The organism is Fibrobacter sp. UWH9 (assembly GCF_900129715.1).
In the GTDB taxonomy this organism is placed as follows: domain Bacteria; phylum Fibrobacterota; class Fibrobacteria; order Fibrobacterales; family Fibrobacteraceae; genus Fibrobacter.
In genome coordinates this window covers 22,779-39,392 of the sequence record NZ_FQWP01000027.1, presented here as the reverse complement: position 1 = coordinate 39,392, position 16,614 = coordinate 22,779, and the positions used below count along the sequence as shown (strand labels likewise).

15 protein-coding genes, 1 tRNA gene and 1 pseudogene are annotated in these 16,614 nt (G+C 51.0%); all 17 read left to right on the top strand.

What is annotated here, in order from left to right:
• Positions 1 to 210 (top strand): annotated as a pseudogene (gene tuf, locus BUB94_RS14755) (elongation factor Tu); the annotation flags it as partial.
• Between the two features lie 14 nt (positions 211 to 224).
• Complete coding sequence (gene rpmG, locus BUB94_RS14750; protein WP_072801172.1) at positions 225 to 377, top strand: 50S ribosomal protein L33; 153 nt, start codon at positions 225 to 227, stop codon at positions 375 to 377.
• A 12-nt stretch (positions 378 to 389) separates the two neighbouring features.
• Positions 390 to 462 (top strand) — tRNA-Trp (locus BUB94_RS14745).
• 19 nt (positions 463 to 481) lie between these two features.
• A complete protein-coding gene (gene secE / locus BUB94_RS14740; RefSeq protein WP_073161460.1) occupies positions 482 to 670 on the top strand; it encodes a preprotein translocase subunit SecE in 189 nt (62 codons plus the stop codon).
• Between the two features lie 2 nt (positions 671 to 672).
• Entirely contained in the window at positions 673 to 1,206 is a 534-nt protein-coding gene (gene nusG / locus BUB94_RS14735; RefSeq protein WP_249269456.1) for a transcription termination/antitermination protein NusG, read from the top strand.
• A 29-nt stretch (positions 1,207 to 1,235) separates the two neighbouring features.
• On the top strand, positions 1,236 to 1,661 hold the full coding sequence (rplK, locus tag BUB94_RS14730) for a 50S ribosomal protein L11 (RefSeq protein ID WP_073161458.1): 426 nt from the start codon (positions 1,236 to 1,238) through the stop codon (positions 1,659 to 1,661).
• Between the two features lie 40 nt (positions 1,662 to 1,701).
• A complete protein-coding gene (gene rplA, locus BUB94_RS14725; RefSeq protein ID WP_073161457.1) occupies positions 1,702 to 2,388 on the top strand; it encodes a 50S ribosomal protein L1 in 687 nt (228 codons plus the stop codon).
• Positions 2,389 to 2,396: 8 nt separating this feature from the next.
• Positions 2,397 to 2,945 carry a 50S ribosomal protein L10 gene (gene rplJ / locus BUB94_RS14720; protein ID WP_073161456.1) on the top strand — a complete coding sequence of 183 codons (549 nt, stop codon included), beginning with the start codon at positions 2,397 to 2,399 and terminating at the stop codon, positions 2,943 to 2,945.
• Positions 2,946 to 2,996: 51 nt separating this feature from the next.
• Positions 2,997 to 3,368, top strand: coding sequence for a 50S ribosomal protein L7/L12 (gene rplL, locus BUB94_RS14715; protein ID WP_073161455.1), 372 nt, complete (start codon positions 2,997 to 2,999; stop codon positions 3,366 to 3,368).
• Positions 3,369 to 3,557: 189 nt separating this feature from the next.
• Entirely contained in the window at positions 3,558 to 7,829 is a 4,272-nt protein-coding gene (gene rpoB / locus BUB94_RS14710) for a DNA-directed RNA polymerase subunit beta (protein WP_073161454.1), read from the top strand.
• A 1-nt stretch (position 7,830) separates the two neighbouring features.
• Positions 7,831 to 12,276: a DNA-directed RNA polymerase subunit beta' gene (gene rpoC, locus BUB94_RS14705; protein ID WP_073161453.1), complete on the top strand. Its 4,446-nt coding sequence runs from the start codon at positions 7,831 to 7,833 to the stop codon at positions 12,274 to 12,276.
• 68 nt (positions 12,277 to 12,344) lie between these two features.
• Positions 12,345 to 12,734 carry a 30S ribosomal protein S12 gene (gene rpsL / locus BUB94_RS14700; RefSeq protein WP_072980597.1) on the top strand — a complete coding sequence of 130 codons (390 nt, stop codon included), beginning with the start codon at positions 12,345 to 12,347 and terminating at the stop codon, positions 12,732 to 12,734.
• Positions 12,735 to 12,744: 10 nt separating this feature from the next.
• On the top strand, positions 12,745 to 13,221 hold the full coding sequence (rpsG, locus tag BUB94_RS14695) for a 30S ribosomal protein S7 (RefSeq protein WP_073238438.1): 477 nt from the start codon (positions 12,745 to 12,747) through the stop codon (positions 13,219 to 13,221).
• Between the two features lie 248 nt (positions 13,222 to 13,469).
• A complete protein-coding gene (locus BUB94_RS14690) occupies positions 13,470 to 14,219 on the top strand; it encodes a hypothetical protein (RefSeq protein WP_073238435.1) in 750 nt (249 codons plus the stop codon).
• A gap of 62 nt (positions 14,220 to 14,281) precedes the next feature.
• Entirely contained in the window at positions 14,282 to 14,488 is a 207-nt protein-coding gene (locus BUB94_RS14685; RefSeq protein ID WP_139260264.1) for a hypothetical protein, read from the top strand.
• Positions 14,476 to 14,916, top strand: a complete 441-nt coding sequence (locus tag BUB94_RS14680) for a hypothetical protein (protein WP_073238429.1) — start codon at positions 14,476 to 14,478, stop codon at positions 14,914 to 14,916. The genes BUB94_RS14685 and BUB94_RS14680 overlap by 13 nt, the downstream gene beginning before the upstream one ends.
• A 113-nt stretch (positions 14,917 to 15,029) precedes the next feature.
• Entirely contained in the window at positions 15,030 to 16,454 is a 1,425-nt protein-coding gene (eno, locus tag BUB94_RS14675) for a phosphopyruvate hydratase (protein ID WP_073238426.1), read from the top strand.
• Positions 16,455 to 16,614: the final 160 nt, after the last annotated feature.

The following is a 16,614-nucleotide window of genomic DNA, read 5'->3' as shown; positions in this document are numbered from 1 at the left end:
GGCTATCGTCCCCAGTTCTACTTCCGCACCACCGACGTTACTGGTACCATCCAGCTGCCGGAAGGTGTCGAAATGGTGACCCCGGGTGACACCGTCACTATCCACACCACTCTGATCGCTCCCGTCGCAATGGAAAAGCAGCTCCGCTTTGCTATCCGTGAAGGTGGCCGTACCGTTGGTGCTGGTTCTGTAACCGAAATCATCAAGTAATCGGATAATATATAATGCCTAGAGAACTCATCACGCTCGAATGCACCGAATGCAATCAGCGCAATTATGACTGCGACAAGAATAAGCGTCTTCATCCTTCTCGCGTAGAATACAAGAAGTACTGCCCGTTCTGCCGCAAGCATACCGTTCACAAGGAAACCAAGTAAGGAAGTCCGAATAGGTCGGTAGCTCAATTGGTAGAGTCACGGTCTCCAAAACCGTTGGTTGGGGGTTCGAGTCCCTCCCGACCTGCTCACTTCCTGGAGTCATTATGCGTAAGATTCAGCAATATATCAAAGAATCCATCCAAGAATTGAAGCAAGTTACTTGGCCCACTTGGGAAGAACTTAAAGGTTCTACCATGGTGGTGATGCTTTTCAGCGTCGTTATGGGTGTATATATTGCTGGGTTAGACGTAGGTCTCTCTTGGATCGTTGACAAGATTATGGGAAGAGGTTAATTATGATGCGTTGGTATGCCATTCACACCTTTTCCGGTCAAGAAAACAACATTAAGAAACGTATCGAGCAGATGATTGAACGCGAAGGCGTTCAAGAAAAGTTCGGTCAGATTATCGTACCGACTCGCGAAGTGGCTTCTACAGTTCGCGGTCGTCGTCACGTTTCTGTCCAGAACATGATGCCGACTTACGTTATTATTGAAATGGTGCTGGACGAGCTCACCCAGCATTTGGTGATGAACATTAATGGCGTCACCCATTTCTTGGGAATGACCCCGACTAAGCGCGTGGCCATTCCTTTAGCACAGAGCGAGGTCGATCGTCTTCTGGGAGTTGATCCTAGTGATTCCGGAGACGTGATCCAAATTCCGTATAAGATTGGCGAAAATGTCCGCATCAAGGAAGGTCCCTTCAAGGACTTTGTGGGCGTCGTAGACGAAATCATGGATGCCAAGATCAAGGTCATGGTAACTGTGTTCGGTCGTTCTACACCTGTTGAACTCGCCTTTAACCAGGTTGAATCCGACAACGCATAACGTACGGTTTTTGAAACGGAGATAATACAGTGGCAAAGAAAATCACAGGTTATATTAAGCTCCAGATTCCCGGTGGTGCAGCTAATCCGGCTCCTCCGGTAGGTCCCGCCCTTGGTCAGAAGGGTGTGAACATTATGGAGTTCTGTAAGCAGTTCAACGCTAAGACTCAGGATGCCAAGGGAATGATCATTCCCGTGGTTATTACCGTCTACGCTGATAAGAGCTTTACCTTCATCACGAAGGTTTCGCCGGTTCCGGCCCTCATCAAGAAGGCTGTCGGCATTGAAAGTGGCTCTGGCGAACCCAACCGTAAGAAAGTTGGCAAGATCACCAAGGCCCAGATCCAGGAAATCGCCCAAAAGAAGATGCCGGATCTAAACACAATCGACCTCGAAGCCGCTATGCGCATGGTTGCTGGTACTGCCCGCTCCATGGGTGTTGAAGTGGTTGACTGAGGCAGGTAATTCACCGTTACGTATCTGACAGGAAAATTTCATGTTCAGAGGAAAAAAATACAAAAAGATTGCTGAATCCATCGAACGTAACAAAGCTTACGGTCTGAATGAAGCAATCGAAATCCTTAAAAAGTCCGAATTGAAGTTCGACCAGACTGTCGAAATCCACTTCAATCTCGGTGTGGACCCAAAACATTCCGACCAAGTGGTTCGTGGCACTGTCGTGCTTCCGCATGGTACCGGTCGTCAGGTTCGCGTTCTCGTTTTCTGCAAGGACAATAACATTGAAGTTGCACAGAACGCTGGCGCTGACTACGCTGGTGGTGCCGACTTGGTTCAGAAGATTCAGGAAGGCTGGCTGGACTTTGACGCCGTCGTTGCTACTCCCGACATGATGCCGGTGATTAGTAAGGTGGCTCGCGTTCTTGGCCCCCGTGGTATGATGCCGTCCCCCAAGGCTGGTACTGTGACCGTTAACGTTGCACAGACCGTCAAGGAACTGAAGGCCGGTAAGATTGTATACCGCGTCGACAAGGGTGCAAACGTTCACGCCCCCGTTGGCAAGCTCTCCTTCAGCCTCGATCAGCTGGTTGAAAATACCAAGGCTGTTATCGACTCTGTTGTCAAGGCTAAGCCGCAATCTTCTAAGGGCACCTATATTAAGAGCCTTACGTTGTCCGCAACTATGGCTCCGGGCATTAAACTTGATATGGCACTGACACGCTAGGAGATACCATGAAAGCTGTAGTTAAAAAACAACAGACTGTGGACGCTCTCGTAGAATCCTTCAAGGGTGCTACCGCTGTCTACCTGCTCAACTATCAAGGCTTGACCGTTGAAAAGGACAATGCCCTTCGCAAGTCCCTCAGCGCTAAGGGCGTGCAGTACAAGGCTGTGAAGAATACTCTTCTCAAGCGCGTGCTCGCTGCTCTCGGTGTAGAAGGTCTCGAAGACCAGCTGACTGGCGCAACTTCCGTCATGGTTGGTTTCGAAGAAGATCCTCTTCTGCCGGCTCGCGAAATTGAAGCATTCCACAAAGCTAACCCCGATTTCTTGATCGCCAAGAGCATTTACCTCGATGGTAAGCCGATGCCTGGCACCGAAGTCGTGAACCTCGCTAAGATTCCGGATCGCAAGGGTATGATCGCAATGATCGTCTCCATCGCTCTCGGACCTGGTTCCACTATCGCTGGTCAGATCAAGACCCTCCAGGAAAAGCTGGAAGAAGCATCGGGCTCCGAAGCAGCACCTGCAGCAGAAGCTGAAGCCGCACCGGAAGCTTAACAACAAACCACAAACCAAAAAATTTAAACGGAATAATCGGAGAAACACATCATGGCAACTGATATCAAGGCATTGGGCGATCAAATCGTTGGTCTTACCCTTCTCGAAGCCAAGGCTTTGGCTGACTACCTCAAGGAAACCCACGGCATTGAAGCCGCTGCTGGTGGCGCCGTAGTTATGGCAGCTGCAGCTGCTCCTGCTGAAGAAGCAAAGACTGAATTCGACGTCATCCTCGTCGAATGCGGTGCTAAGAAGATGGACGTCCTCAAGGCTGTCCGCGCTATCACCGGTCTCGGCCTTAAGGAAGCTAAGGACCTCGTCGAAAAGGCCAACAGCGTCGTTAAGGAAGCTATGCCGAAGGCTGACGCTGAAAAGCTCAAGAAGGAACTGGAAGATCTCGGAGCAAAGGTCGCTCTGAAGTAATGCTTTCACTTCACTGAATCTTTTATACGCCAATCGCCTGCACTTTCGTGCGGGCTTTTGGTGTATTAAGATTTTCTGCTTTTTCTACCGAAAAAAGCCCATGGCAACAAGGTCAAGAAGATAGTCATTCTTAATATTTTTCTACCTTTGGTGCCAACATTTAGCTCTTTACCGGATGAGGTATTTCAAATGACCACGGAGAGAAAGTCATACTCCTCCAACAAATTCCAGTTGGAACTCCCGTACCTGATTGAAGTCCAGAAGGCTTCGTACGAGCAATTCCTCCAGAAGGATATTCCGCAAGAAAAACGTCTCAAGGTTGGCTTGGAACGCGTGTTCCAGGACATTTTCCCAATTACTGACGTCAAGGGTCTCTATTCCCTTAATTACGAAGGTTACTATTTCGGTATCCCGAAATACAGCATCCCCGAGTGCCGCGAACGTGGACTTACCTATTCCATGGAAATGTTCGCCACTCTGTCTTTGCAGATTTTTGAAGAAGACGGCGAAGACCGCAAGCTCAAGGAAGAAGTCAAGAATGACGTTCTGGTTTGCGACCTCCCGATCATGACCGCAAACGGTACGTTCATCGTCAATGGCGCTGAACGCGTTGTCGTTTCTCAGTTGCATCGTTCCTACGGTGTCAGCTTCGACAAGGAAATGCAGATTTCCGGTCGTGACGACTACAAGAGCCGTATTATCCCGCACCGCGGCGCCTGGGTTGAATTCAACACCGAAGGCGACATCCTTTACCTCATTATCGACCGCAAGAAGAAGTTGGCTGCAACCGCCATGCTTCGTTGCATCGGTTTCGAAACCACGCAGGACATCCTGAAGCTCTTCTACAAGAAGACCGACGAAGTCGTTGTTGCAGAAATGGCTGAACAGTACGACGAAAACGGTGTCTGCGCTCTCATCGACCGCATTGTATTTGAAGACGTCATCGACGAAGCTACCGGCGAAATCATCCTCGAAGCAAACACTGTTATCGACGACAAGAAGCTGAGCCGCCTCATCGAAAACCGCGTCGAGAAGATCGTCCTCCTCTCCAAGGAAGAAGACAACCTCCTCATCCACTACACCCTGGCTGCAGACAAGACCAAGTCTCGCGAAGATGCTCTCAAGGCTATCTACTCCGTGACCCACCAGCAGCAGGATGAAGCTCCGGATATGCGCACTGCCGAAATCTACTTCGACAGCCAGTTCATTTCCGATCCTCATAAGTATGACCTTGGTGAAGTCGGTCGTTACCGCCTGAACTCCAAGATTTACAGCAAGGCTGAAATTCGCAGCGTGCTCGCAGAGCAGGGCCCGGAATTCAAGATCCCGTCCCTCACCACCATGACCATGAGCAAGGCAGACTTCCTCGCCATCATCGTCTACATGGTTGGTCTCTACAACGGCACCGAAGGTTACGCTCTCGACGATATCGACCACTTGGGCAACCGTCGTACCCGTTCCGTTGGCGAACTTCTTGCTAACCAGATTTCTGTGGGCCTGTCCCGCATGTCCCGTGTGATCCGTGAAAACCTCACTCTCCACGGCGAAGACGAACAGACCACTCCTCGCGAACTGGTGAACACCCGCATGGTGTCTACTGTTGTGCAGGCCTTCTTCGGCTCCAGCCAGCTGTCCCAGTTCATGGACCAGATGAACCCGCTTTCTGAACTTACTCATAAGCGTCGTCTGTCCGCTCTCGGCCCCGGTGGTCTTTCCCGCGAACGCGCAGGCTTCGAAGTCCGTGACGTGCACTACACTCACTACGGCCGTCTCTGCCCGATCGAAACTCCGGAAGGTCCGAACATCGGTCTTATCAACTCTCTCGCATCCTTCGCCGTAGTTAACCACTTCGGCTTCATCGAAACCCCGTACCGTATCGTGGGCCTCGTTGACTTCAAGGATGCCAAGGGCAACATTGTAAAGGTTCCGGAAGCCAAGTGGCACTTCGGTATCTTCAAGGCTTTCGTACACGATCCGCACCTGTTCCTGGAACTCGAACTTTCCAAGAAGCAGGCAGACTTTGTTCGTATGAACCTGGACAACACCCAGCGTGACCTGTTCGATGGTTTTGTGAACAAGGTATTCGCTTTCAAGGACACCGAAGGTCAGGTTACTTACTACCGCAACGGTTTCACCGTTGAAAACTTCGAAGGCACTCCCGACTACGAACAGGCTGGCGACGTTGTCGAACAGATCGTTTCTAGCTACATCACCTGCCTCACTGCAGATGAAGAAGACGCCTTCAAGGTTGCTCCGGCTTCTACCGAACTTGACGAAGACAACCGCTTCAAGGGCGACATGGACGGCTACGTCATCGTCCGCGACAAGAGCGAATATGTCCACGTTATGCGTCAGGATTCCTTCGAACCCGAAGACAACGAAACCGAACGTATCGACCTCATGGACGTGGCCCCGATGCAGATCGTGTCTGTGGCTGCAGGTCTTATTCCGTTCCTCGAACATGACGATGCTAACCGTGCCTTGATGGGCTCTAACATGCAGCGTCAGGCTGTGCCTCTGCTCCGTGCAGAAGCTCCCGTTGTGGGCACCGGCCTGGAACGTCGCGCCGCTCTCGACTCGGGTACCGTTGTCCGTGCAAAGCACGACGGTATGGTTACCTTCGTTGACGCACGCAACGTCACTGTTCAGCGCGGTAACATGGTTGACGGTTCCTTCGTTCCGCTGACCGGTCTCGGCGAAGACTATGAATTCCTCGGCAAGGATCCTATCGACGAATACGTTCTCCGTAAGTTCGAACGTTCCAACCAGGATTCCTGCATTAACCAGAAGCCCATCGTCAACGTTGGTGACTTCGTCAAGGCTGGCGACGTGCTGGCTGACGGCGTGTCCACCGACCACGGTGAACTGGCTCTCGGTAAGAACATTCTCATCGGCTTCTTGCCGTGGAATGGTTATAACTACGAAGACGCAGTTATCATTTCCGAAGAATTGGCTATTAAGGACACCTTCACTTCTATCCATATCGAAGAATACGAAATGGAAGTTCGTGAAACCAAGCGTGGTCCTGAAGAACTGACCCGTGAAATTCCTAACGTCGGTGAAGAAGCTCTCCGCAACCTGGACGAAAACGGTGTTGTCCGTGTCGGTGCTGAAGTCACCGCAGACGACATCCTCGTCGGTAAGGTTACCCCGAAGGGCGAAACCGAACTCTCTCCGGAAGAACGTCTCCTCCGCGCCATCTTCGGTGAAAAGGCTGGCGACGTCCGCGATTCTTCTCTGAAGGCTCCTCCGGGAATGAAGGGTATCGTTCTTGAAACCCGCGTCTTCAGCAAGAAGGACAAGGCTGACAAGAACAGCAAGGAAAAGGATCAGGAAACCATTAACGAAATCCGTAGCAACTTCCAGACTCAGATCGACAAGATCAAGGTTGCTTGCTCCGAACACTTGTTCGAACTTCTCGGCGGTAAGGCTGCCGGCAAGGTGATGGACAATGAAACCCATGAACTCCTGATTCGCGAAGGTCAGACCTATACCGAACAGAACCTGGCCGCTATCGACGTGACCAAGGTTTCTCCGGCCTCTACCTTCGTGGTGGGCGATGACGAACTCCAGGAACAGGTCCTGACTCTCGTCCTCGTTGCACGCGACAATCTGGATACCCTTACCCGCACCATGGAAAAGGAAATTGACAAGGTGACTAAGGGCGACGAACTGAAGCCGGGCGTTCTCAAGTCCGTCAAGGTTTACATCGCCAAGAAGCGTTGCCTCTCCATCGGTGACAAGATGGCAGGTCGCCATGGTAACAAGGGTGTTGTGTCCAAGATCGTTCCGGTCGAAGACATGCCGTTCACCGAAGACGGTCGTCCGCTTCAGATCCTTCTGAACCCGCTGGGCGTGCCTTCTCGTATGAACATCGGTCAGGTGCTTGAAGTGCACTTGGGCTGGGCAGCAAAGACTCTCGGCTTCAAGGTGACCACCCCCGTGTTCGACGGTGCCAAGTTCGAAGACATTTGTGAAGAACTGAAGAAGGCCTATGAAAAGAACCCCATCGTTAACTACGAAATGGATCCGGACAACGGCAAGATTATCGGTAAGGCAAAGCTTTACGACGGTAAGACTGGCGAAGCCTTCCTGAACCCCGTGACTATCGGTTACATGTACTACCTGAAGCTGGGCCACTTGGTAGACGACAAGATTCATGCTCGTTCTATCGGTTCCTACGCACTGGTTACTCAGCAGCCTCTTGGCGGTAAGAGCCAGTTCGGTGGTCAGCGCTTCGGTGAAATGGAAGTGTGGGCAATGGAAGCATACGGTGCCGCATACACCTTGCAGGAACTCCTCACCGTCAAGTCTGACGATGTCCAGGGCCGTTCCAAGGTCTATGATGCCATCGTTCATGGCCAGAACACTCCGAAGCCGGGTGTACCTGAATCCTTTAACGTTATGATCCGCGAAGTTCGTTCTTTGGGTCTCAATATTCAGACCAATGGAGATAAGTAAAATGGTCGAAGAAATTGAACGCGACAATTCTGGCGATATTTCGATTCACCTCGCCGCTCCGGAAATGATCCGCAGCTGGTCCCATGGTGAAGTGACCAAGCCGGAAACCATCAACTACCGCTCTTTCAAGCCCGAAAAGGATGGTCTTTTCTGCGAAAAGATCTTCGGACCTGTTAAGAACTGGGAATGTAACTGCGGTAAGTTCAAGCGCATCCGTTATAAGGGTGTGGTTTGCGACCGTTGCGGTGTTGAAGTGACTCACTCCAACGTACGCCGTAAGTACATGGGCCATATCGAATTGGCCATTCCTCTGACTCACACCTGGTTCGTCCGTAACCAGCCCTGTGTTATCGGTGCTCTCCTGAACCTTTCCACCAAGGATCTGGACAACATCATCTACTACGAAAAGTATGTAGTGATCGATCCGGGTACCACCGATCTGGAACCCAACACTCTCATTGACGAAGCTCAGTATCAGGACCTTTCCAACGAAGGTCGTCAGTTCGACGCCAAGATGGGTGCTTCCGCTATTAAGCAGCTCCTTGACCGCGTTGATCTGGCTGCACTTTCTGCTGACCTCCGCGTGCAGGCTCAGTCCAAGTCCAAGACCAAGCAGGATGACGCTCTCAAGCGCCTCAAGGTTGTGGACGCCTTCCTGAAGTCTCAGCGCGAAAGCTTCCGCGACTACTACGAAAATCCGGAAAAGGCAATGAAGCAGGACGCTCAGCAGCCCTGGCTCCGTGGCCTCGCCGAAGCCGTTGCAGAATTCAAGGCTTCCTACGAAGCTTCCCACGAAAACTTCATCGTGGCAGACGCTTACGAAGAATTCCGTGTCAAGTATCCTAACGAAGCTCGTTTGCTCGCAAACCAGCCGTCCTGGATGATTCTTGACGTACTTCCGGTTATTCCGCCCGATCTGCGTCCTCTCGTTCCCCTGGAAGGTGGCCGTTTCGCAACTTCCGACTTGAACGAACTCTATCGTCGCGTGATCAACCGTAACAATCGCTTGAAGAAGCTGATTGATATCCGTGCCCCGAACGTCATTCTCTGCAACGAAAAGCGTATGTTGCAGGAAGCTGTTGACCAGCTGTTCGACAGTGGCCGTCGCACGGCCCGTGCCGGTTCCGCACGTCCCATGAAGAGCCTCGCTGAACTCCTGAAGGGTAAGCAGGGTCGCTTCCGTATGAACCTCCTCGGTAAGCGTGTTGACTACTCCGGCCGTTCTGTTATTGTGGTTGGCCCGGAACTTCGCATGCACCAGTGCGGTCTCCCGAAGCGCATGGCTTTGGAACTTTACAAGCCGTTCATCATCCAGCGCTTGGAAGAAGAAGGTATCGTATATACCCTCAAGTCTGCCAAGAAGTATGTGGACGCAGAACGTCCTGAAGTTTGGGACATTCTCGAACAGATTATCGAAGACCATCCGGTGATGCTGAACCGTGCTCCTACTCTGCACCGTCTCGGTATCCAGGCCTTCTACCCGAAACTCATTGAAGGTAATGCAATTCGCCTCCACCCCCTCGTCTGTACTGCATTTAACGCAGACTTCGACGGTGACCAGATGGCTTGCCACCTTCCGCTGTCTTTCGAAACCCAGTTGGAATGCCGCGTCATCATGCTGTCTTCCAACAACATTCTTCACCCCGCTTCCGGTCAGCCGATTGCTGTGCCGGGCCAGGACATCGTGCTGGGTCTGTACTACCTGACCAAGCCCCGTCCGGGTCGCAAGGGCGAAGGCATGCACTTCTACGATCCGGCTGAAGCCATCCGCGCCTACGAAAACGGCTGCGTCGACCTGAACGCCTACGTATACCTGAAGCTCCCTGCAGGTCGCAAGATCTACATCGGCGCTGTGGAAAAGGATTGCGTCTGCCTCCGCGAAGAAGCTGATGACTTTGGCAATGTTGAAGTCAATGTCAAGGCTGGCGACAAGGTGAAGTTCCTTACCCTCAAGGAAGAAAACGTTATTAAGACCACTGTCGGTCGAATCATCTTCAACGAATTCGTTCCCAACGCCCTGGGCTACGCAAACGAAACCTTCGGTAAGAAGGTTATCGCCAAGTCCATCGATGACCTGTACCGTCGTACCGGCAACCGCGTAACGGTTGACTACCTGGATGATCTGAAGGCCAACGGTTATAAGTGGGCAACTCGCGCCGGTTCCTCTGTGGCTATCGCCGAAATGGTGATCCCCAAGGAAAAGCAGGAAATGCTGGACAAGGCCGCTGACGCAATCTCCAAGATTCGTGGTCTGTACGAAGACGGTGTGATTACCGACGGTGAACGTTACAACCAGACCGTTGACGTTTGGTCCAAGACTACTTCTGACGTTGCTGCCAAGCAGTGGGAACTCCTTTCCGGTGACCGCGATGGCTTCAACCCCGTTTACATGATGGCTGATTCCGGCGCTCGTGGTAGCCGTGAACAGATTAAGCAGCTGTCCGGTATGCGTGGTCTTATGCAGAAGCCGACCAAGTCTCTGGATGGTCGTGAAGTTATTGAAAACCCGATTAAGTCCTGCTTCCGTGAAGGCCTGAACGTGATGGAATACTTCATTTCCTCTCACGGTGCTCGTAAGGGTTTGGCTGATACCGCTATGAAGACCGCTGACGCTGGTTACTTGACCCGCCGTCTGGTTGACGTAGGACAGGACCTGGTGGTTACCGAAGAAGATTGCGGTACTACCAACGGTATCGAAGTTTCTGCATTCAAGGACGGTGACGATACTATCATCGCTCTTGAAGAACGTCTCCTGGGTCGTGCACCCGTGGATGACATCAAGCATCCGGTGACTGGCGAAGTCATCGTCAAGGCTGGTGAACTGGTCACCGAACGTGACCTGGCTAAGATTACCGCTACCGGTCTGGAACACATCAAGATGCGTTCCGTGTTGACCTGCGATTCTCGCACCGGTATCTGCTCCAAGTGCTATGGCCGTATGCTTGCTTCTGGTCGCCCTGTTGACCTGGGCGAAGCCGTGGGTGTGCTCGCAGCACAGTCCATCGGTGAACCGGGTACTCAGCTTACCCTCCGTACCTTCCACGTGGGTGGTGCAGCCTCCCGTCTGACTGTCGAAAGCGACAAGAAGGCTCTGGTTGACGGTCACGTCGAACTGGATATGGTGGAAACCGTTGAAAACGAAGGCCAGAAGATCGTTACCAGCCGTATGGCTGAACTCGTTATCTTTGATAAGACCGGTATTAATAAGGGTCGTTACCAGATTCCTTACGGTTCTATCCTGAAGGTCGAAAATGGCGCTACCGTTACTAAGGGTCAGTCCATGTTCGAATGGGATCCGTATAACAGCCCCATTATCAGTAATGTTGCTGGTAAGGTTGTTCTCACGGATATGGTAGAAAACCGTACATACCGTGCCGAAACCGACGAAGTTACCGGTGTTGAAACCTGGACCGTGATTAGCGATAAGCAGCACGGTAAGAAGGACCTCCACCCGGCAGTTACCATTGTTGATTCTTCCAACACTAAGATTGGTAACTACATGCTCCCTGACGGCGCTATTCTTACCGTCCGTGCAGGTGACAAGGTTAGCGTCGGTCAGACTGTTGCTAAGCTTCCCCGTGCCGCAGGTAAGACCCGCGACATTACCGGTGGTCTTCCCCGCGTGGCAGAACTCTTCGAAGCCCGCGTGCCGAAGTCCAAGGCATTCATCGCACCGATCGACGGTCTGGTGAGCTACGGTGAAGAAGTCCGCAACAATCAGGTTGTGATTATTAAGATGGATGACCAGGAAGTGAAGGTGCTGGTTCCTCGTGGTGTCCATCTGGCGGTTAATGAAGGTGACCGTGTCCGTGCTGGTCAGAAGATCAGCGATGGTAGCGTAGATCCCCATGATATTCTTGATGTCCTTGGACCTGAAGAAGTCCAGCGTCACTTGGTGAACGAAATCCAGGCGGTTTACCGTCTGCAGGGTGTGGCTATCGCAGATAAGCACATCGAATGTATCGTTCGTCAGATGATGCGTAAGGTCAAGATCAAGGATTCTGGAGACTCCGAGTTGCTCCCGGGCGAAGAAATTTCCAAGGCCCGTCTGCGTTCCATCAACGACCAGTTGGTCGCTGTTGGTAAGACTGAGGCGACCTACACGCCGATGCTCCTTGGTATCACGAAGGCATCCTTGGCAACAGACAGCTTCATTTCTGCCTGTTCCTTCCAGGAAACCACTAAGATCCTTACCCGCGCTTCTATCGAAGGTTGCGTGGACCCGCTCATGGGTCTTAAGGAAAACGTGATTATGGGTCGTCTGATTCCGTGCGGTACCGGCGCACGCCACCTCAGGAACGTCGAGGTGCATGATGCCGATGCTCAGCTGGATGTTGCGGCTCGGCCTATGAGTACTCAGATTGATTTTGAGGACGAAACTGACAACGGAATCCAGATGCTGGATAACGAAATCGGTTCTTCCGACGAAGAAGATTCGGAGAATTAATCCTAAGTACTTGAAATAATTGGAAATAAGAACTATATTTGCACTCCAAAATCTAGGAGATTAATAAAGTGCCTACTATTCAACAGCTCGTCCGTAACGGACGTGAACAGATCAGCAACAAGACCGCTTCCGTGGCCTTGAAGTCCTGCCCCCAGAAGCGCGGCGTTTGCACCCGTGTTTATACCAGCACCCCGAAGAAGCCGAACTCCGCTCTTCGTAAGATCGCTCGTGTACGCCTTTCCAACAAGATGGAAGTTACCGCTTACATCCCCGGTGAAGGCCACAACCTCCAGGAACACTCCATCGTGCTCATCCGCGGTGGTCGTGTGAAGGACGTTCCGGGTGTTCGTTACCACATCATCCGCGGCACCCTGGATACCCAGGCTGTCAACGGCCGTCAGAACGGTCGCTCCAAGTATGGTGTTAAGAAGAAAGGCGCCGCTCCGGCCAAGAAGTAAGAGGTAAACTATGTCTAGAAGAAGAAAGGCTCTCCATCGCTCCATCCTCCCGGATCCGCGTTACAAGTCCACTCTCGTTACCGAACTCGTTGGTGTTGTTCTCAAGCAGGGCAAGAAGACCATCGCTGAACAGATCGTTTACACCACCCTCGAAACTCTCGACAAGAAGATCGAAGGTTCTGAAACCGCTCTCGAAAAGTTCGAAATGTGCCTCGACAACATCAAGCCGAAGCTGGAAGTTAAGTCCCGCCGTATTGGTGGTGCAAACTACCAGGTTCCGATGGAAGTCGCACCGGACCGTGCCAAGGCTCTCGCTCTCCGCTGGTTGCTCGACGCAGCTCGCAAGCGCACCGAACCGAACATGGCTCAGCGTCTCTCTGCAGAGCTCGTTGCTGCAAAGAACGGTGAAGGTAACGCTGTTCGTAAGAAGAACGATACTCACAAGATGGCTGAAGCTAACAAGGCTTTCGCTCACTTCCGTTTCTAATTCTTGCGATAGTAAAGAATATCCTAGAAGAAAAGGTTCCACTGAAAAGTGGAACCTTTTCTTTTGTAGTATCCTAGAGTAGCACGTAAGGTAAGTGTCGCATGTTGCTGGTATCTGATATTTTAACGAGCTCCATTCTATTTTTACTGTTATCCATGCTTTTTTCGGGATGCAGCAAGTCGCCCGAAAGGCGTGCCTACGAGGCTCATGAAAAGTCTGTGGAGAAAGATCGCCTACACAAGTGAGCCTTGTTCCAACAGACGAAGGATGGACTGGATGCTGACTCCACCTACGCCTTGCTGAATAAGGCCTACGAACTCTACAGGTTCAACTTGCCTGAAGATGAAGATCTGGCTTTTAACGATAGCGTGGAATTGCTTGCTCGTCCTTTCTTTGAAAAATGGAAACAGCGCTCTGATTTGACCTGCGCTGCATCTGCTGCCCAGGGGCCCGTTGCAGACGAGTTAAGGGCTATTTACTTGGCTCTGTATAAACCAGGTGAGTGCTCTGACCGAAACGCGCAATTCTCTTTGTACTTTGCAGAACAAGTAGATGTTGTGTACAAAGTAATTCCTGCTGGAGGTTTTGAGGAATTAGAGGCTTACGTTAAAAAGATTGATTGTCATTATGAAAAATGTCCAGTGGCGAGCAATCTGTGTGTTGTAGCGGATTCCTTGAATCTGAATAGACTCTTGATGACCGAGACCGATAAGTATGCTTTGGATGTATTTATGGAGCTTGAGTCTCCCTGGAGTTACGAAAGCGATCTCCTGAAAAAGAAGTTTCTAGGCAACATTATTCCTGTTAGCGACCTGACTCCTAATGGCGTTCCGATGTATGGAAATGAGGGACTACTTAAGGTGACTGGAATATATGTGAATGAAAATAGAGACTTGGCTCTTGTTGAGGGCTATTCTATTACGATGGATAGATTTTACCTACGAAAAGAGAACGGATCCTGGTGCGTAGTAAAAAATGAAATCATTGGATGGTTCTAGGCATGTGTGGTACGTTTTAATTTATCTACATTCTAATTTGTATGACCCGATTTTTTACGATAATGTTGCTTGTTGCATGTACGCAGGCTGCAATAGCCCAGGAAGAGGAACCGCATATTTCCAGCGGAATGAAAACTGCTAGTGATTCTTGGTGGCCTGGAGGATTTCATTACGGGTTTAGCTACATAGCAACTGTTGATAACCCGGCAATATTTGATATTGACTTAATCGGAGGCATGGGGTCTTTTGATGATTTGTGTTTTTTTTAAACAAGAAGCGCGCTTCGGTGGGATTCAGTGCTATTCGCTTTGAATTGAATTTTAAAACAGATCAGATTATTTCGGATGAATTCATTTTCTTCGTGGGGCCTGTTGGAATATTGATGGCAATTGCTGGGAGCGTTCACGAAAAAGCGGCTATTCCCTTTGGTGTTTTGCTGGAACTTATTTCGGGGAATAACTACTGGAGTCTTACGGACAGTGGGCGTTTTGGTTTGTTTGACTATCACCATGTGGTAAGCTGGTTCTGGAGTGATGAGTGGGGCTATGTAGAGAATGTCGGTTTGCGTTATGTTTATAAAAAAAATGAAAGAAGATCTACATCATACATTGATTTGGGAGCATCCCTCCGCTATACGAATAAAGATTGGGCTGTAGGTTTGTTTGTTCGTTGGGGAGGGACTCAAGTGGGTAAGTGATTTCACCCCCATTTTCTCAACATTTTACTAACTACTAACCACTAACCACTAATCACTTTTTTTATATTATACCCAGTTGAAAATTTTTTCACTCTAACCAAAGGTCAAATAAAATGGCTTCTAAAATTAAGTCCGTTGTTGCCCGCCAGATCCTCGACTCTCGCGGCAATCCCTCCCTCGAAGTTGATGTTACCCTCGAAAACGGTGTGACCGGTCACGCCGCTGTTCCGAGTGGTGCTTCCACCGGTGAACGCGAAGCTTGCGAACTCCGCGACGGTGACAAGAAGACTTACCTCGGCAAGGGCACCCTTACCGCTGTTAAGAACGTCAACACCAAGATCGCTAAGAAGCTCGTCGGCATGGATCCTTCCAAGCAGGTCGAAATCGATGACGCTATGATCGCTCTCGACGGCAACCGCATGCTCAAGAACAAGCTCGGTGCAAACGCTATCCTCGGCGTTTCCATGGCTGTTTGCGTTGCTGCTGCTAACGACGCTAAGATGCCGCTGTACCAGTACATCGCTAAGATGCACGGCACCACCAAGCTCACTCTCCCCTGCCCGATGTGCAACGTCATCAACGGCGGTGCTCACTCTTCCGCTCCGATCGACTTCCAGGAATTCATGATCGCTCCGGTTGGCGCTAAGACTTTCTCCAAGGGTCTCCAGATGGTGACCGAAATCTTCCACGCTCTTAAGGCTGTCCTTAAGAAGGGTGGCTTCGACACCACCGTTGGTGACGAAGGTGGCTTCGCTCCTGGCGTAAGCATCAAGCCGGCTAAGAACAAGTTCGGTTACGAAATCACTGGCGTTATGACCCTCGAAAAGGCTCTCGACGCTCTGAAGACTGCAACCACCAATGCTGGTTACAAGTTCGGCACCGACATCAAGATCGCTCTTGACGTTGCTTCTTCCGAATTCTGCGACAAGAACACCAAGGCTGGCAAGCCGGAAACCTACACCTTCAAGAAGAGCACCAAGAAGACCCTCAAGTCTGCTGACATGGTCAAGCTCTATGAAAAGCTCATCGACAAGTATTCCATCTTCTCCATCGAAGACGGTCTGGATGAAGCTGACTGGGCAGGTTGGAAGGTCATGACCGACAAGCTCGGTTCCAAGCTCAACCTCGTGGGTGACGACCTGTTCGTTACCAACCCGACCATCTTTGACGAAGGCATCAAGGCTGGCATCGCTAACGCTATCCTCATCAAGGTGAACCAGGTTGGTTCCGTTTCTGAAACCCTCGCTGCTATCAAGCGCGCTCAGAACGAAGGCTATGCTCCGATCGTTTCTCACCGTTCCGGCGAAACCGAAGACACCTTCATTGCTGACCTCGCAGTTGGTACTGCAGCAGGCCAGATCAAGACCGGTTCTCTCTCTCGTACCGACCGCGTCTGCAAGTACAACCGCCTCCTCCGCATCGAAGAAGAACTGGGCAAGGCTGCTGTCTACGCCGGTGATCCTCGCAAGGCTGTGAAGGCTGCTGCTCCTAAGGCTGCTTGCAAGAAGGCTTGCGCTAAGAAGGCTGCTAAGAAGTAATTCTTCTCTAGAGCAAAAAGCTTAAAGGAAGTCCCGATGAAAGTCGGGGCTTTCTTTTTTTAAAGTATGATTTTCTTTTATCTGAAATTTTATATATAAAATATTTGCATCCGTCGAAAAAGATTTTGCTTGTTTGCGGGGATGGGCTTACACGGGGGTG

Coding starts and splice junctions, on each gene's coding strand:
- rpmG (WP_072801172.1), top strand. CDS start 225: ATGCCTAGAGAACTCATCACGCTCGAATGCACCGAATGCAATCAGCGC.
- secE (WP_073161460.1), top strand. CDS start 482: ATGCGTAAGATTCAGCAATATATCAAAGAATCCATCCAAGAATTGAAG.
- nusG (WP_249269456.1), top strand. CDS start 673: ATGATGCGTTGGTATGCCATTCACACCTTTTCCGGTCAAGAAAACAAC.
- rplA (WP_073161457.1), top strand. CDS start 1,702: ATGTTCAGAGGAAAAAAATACAAAAAGATTGCTGAATCCATCGAACGT.
- rplJ (WP_073161456.1), top strand. CDS start 2,397: ATGAAAGCTGTAGTTAAAAAACAACAGACTGTGGACGCTCTCGTAGAA.
- rplL (WP_073161455.1), top strand. CDS start 2,997: ATGGCAACTGATATCAAGGCATTGGGCGATCAAATCGTTGGTCTTACC.
- rpoB (WP_073161454.1), top strand. CDS start 3,558: ATGACCACGGAGAGAAAGTCATACTCCTCCAACAAATTCCAGTTGGAA.
- rpoC (WP_073161453.1), top strand. CDS start 7,831: ATGGTCGAAGAAATTGAACGCGACAATTCTGGCGATATTTCGATTCAC.
- rpsG (WP_073238438.1), top strand. CDS start 12,745: ATGTCTAGAAGAAGAAAGGCTCTCCATCGCTCCATCCTCCCGGATCCG.
- BUB94_RS14685 (WP_139260264.1), top strand. CDS start 14,282: ATGTTGCTTGTTGCATGTACGCAGGCTGCAATAGCCCAGGAAGAGGAA.
- eno (WP_073238426.1), top strand. CDS start 15,030: ATGGCTTCTAAAATTAAGTCCGTTGTTGCCCGCCAGATCCTCGACTCT.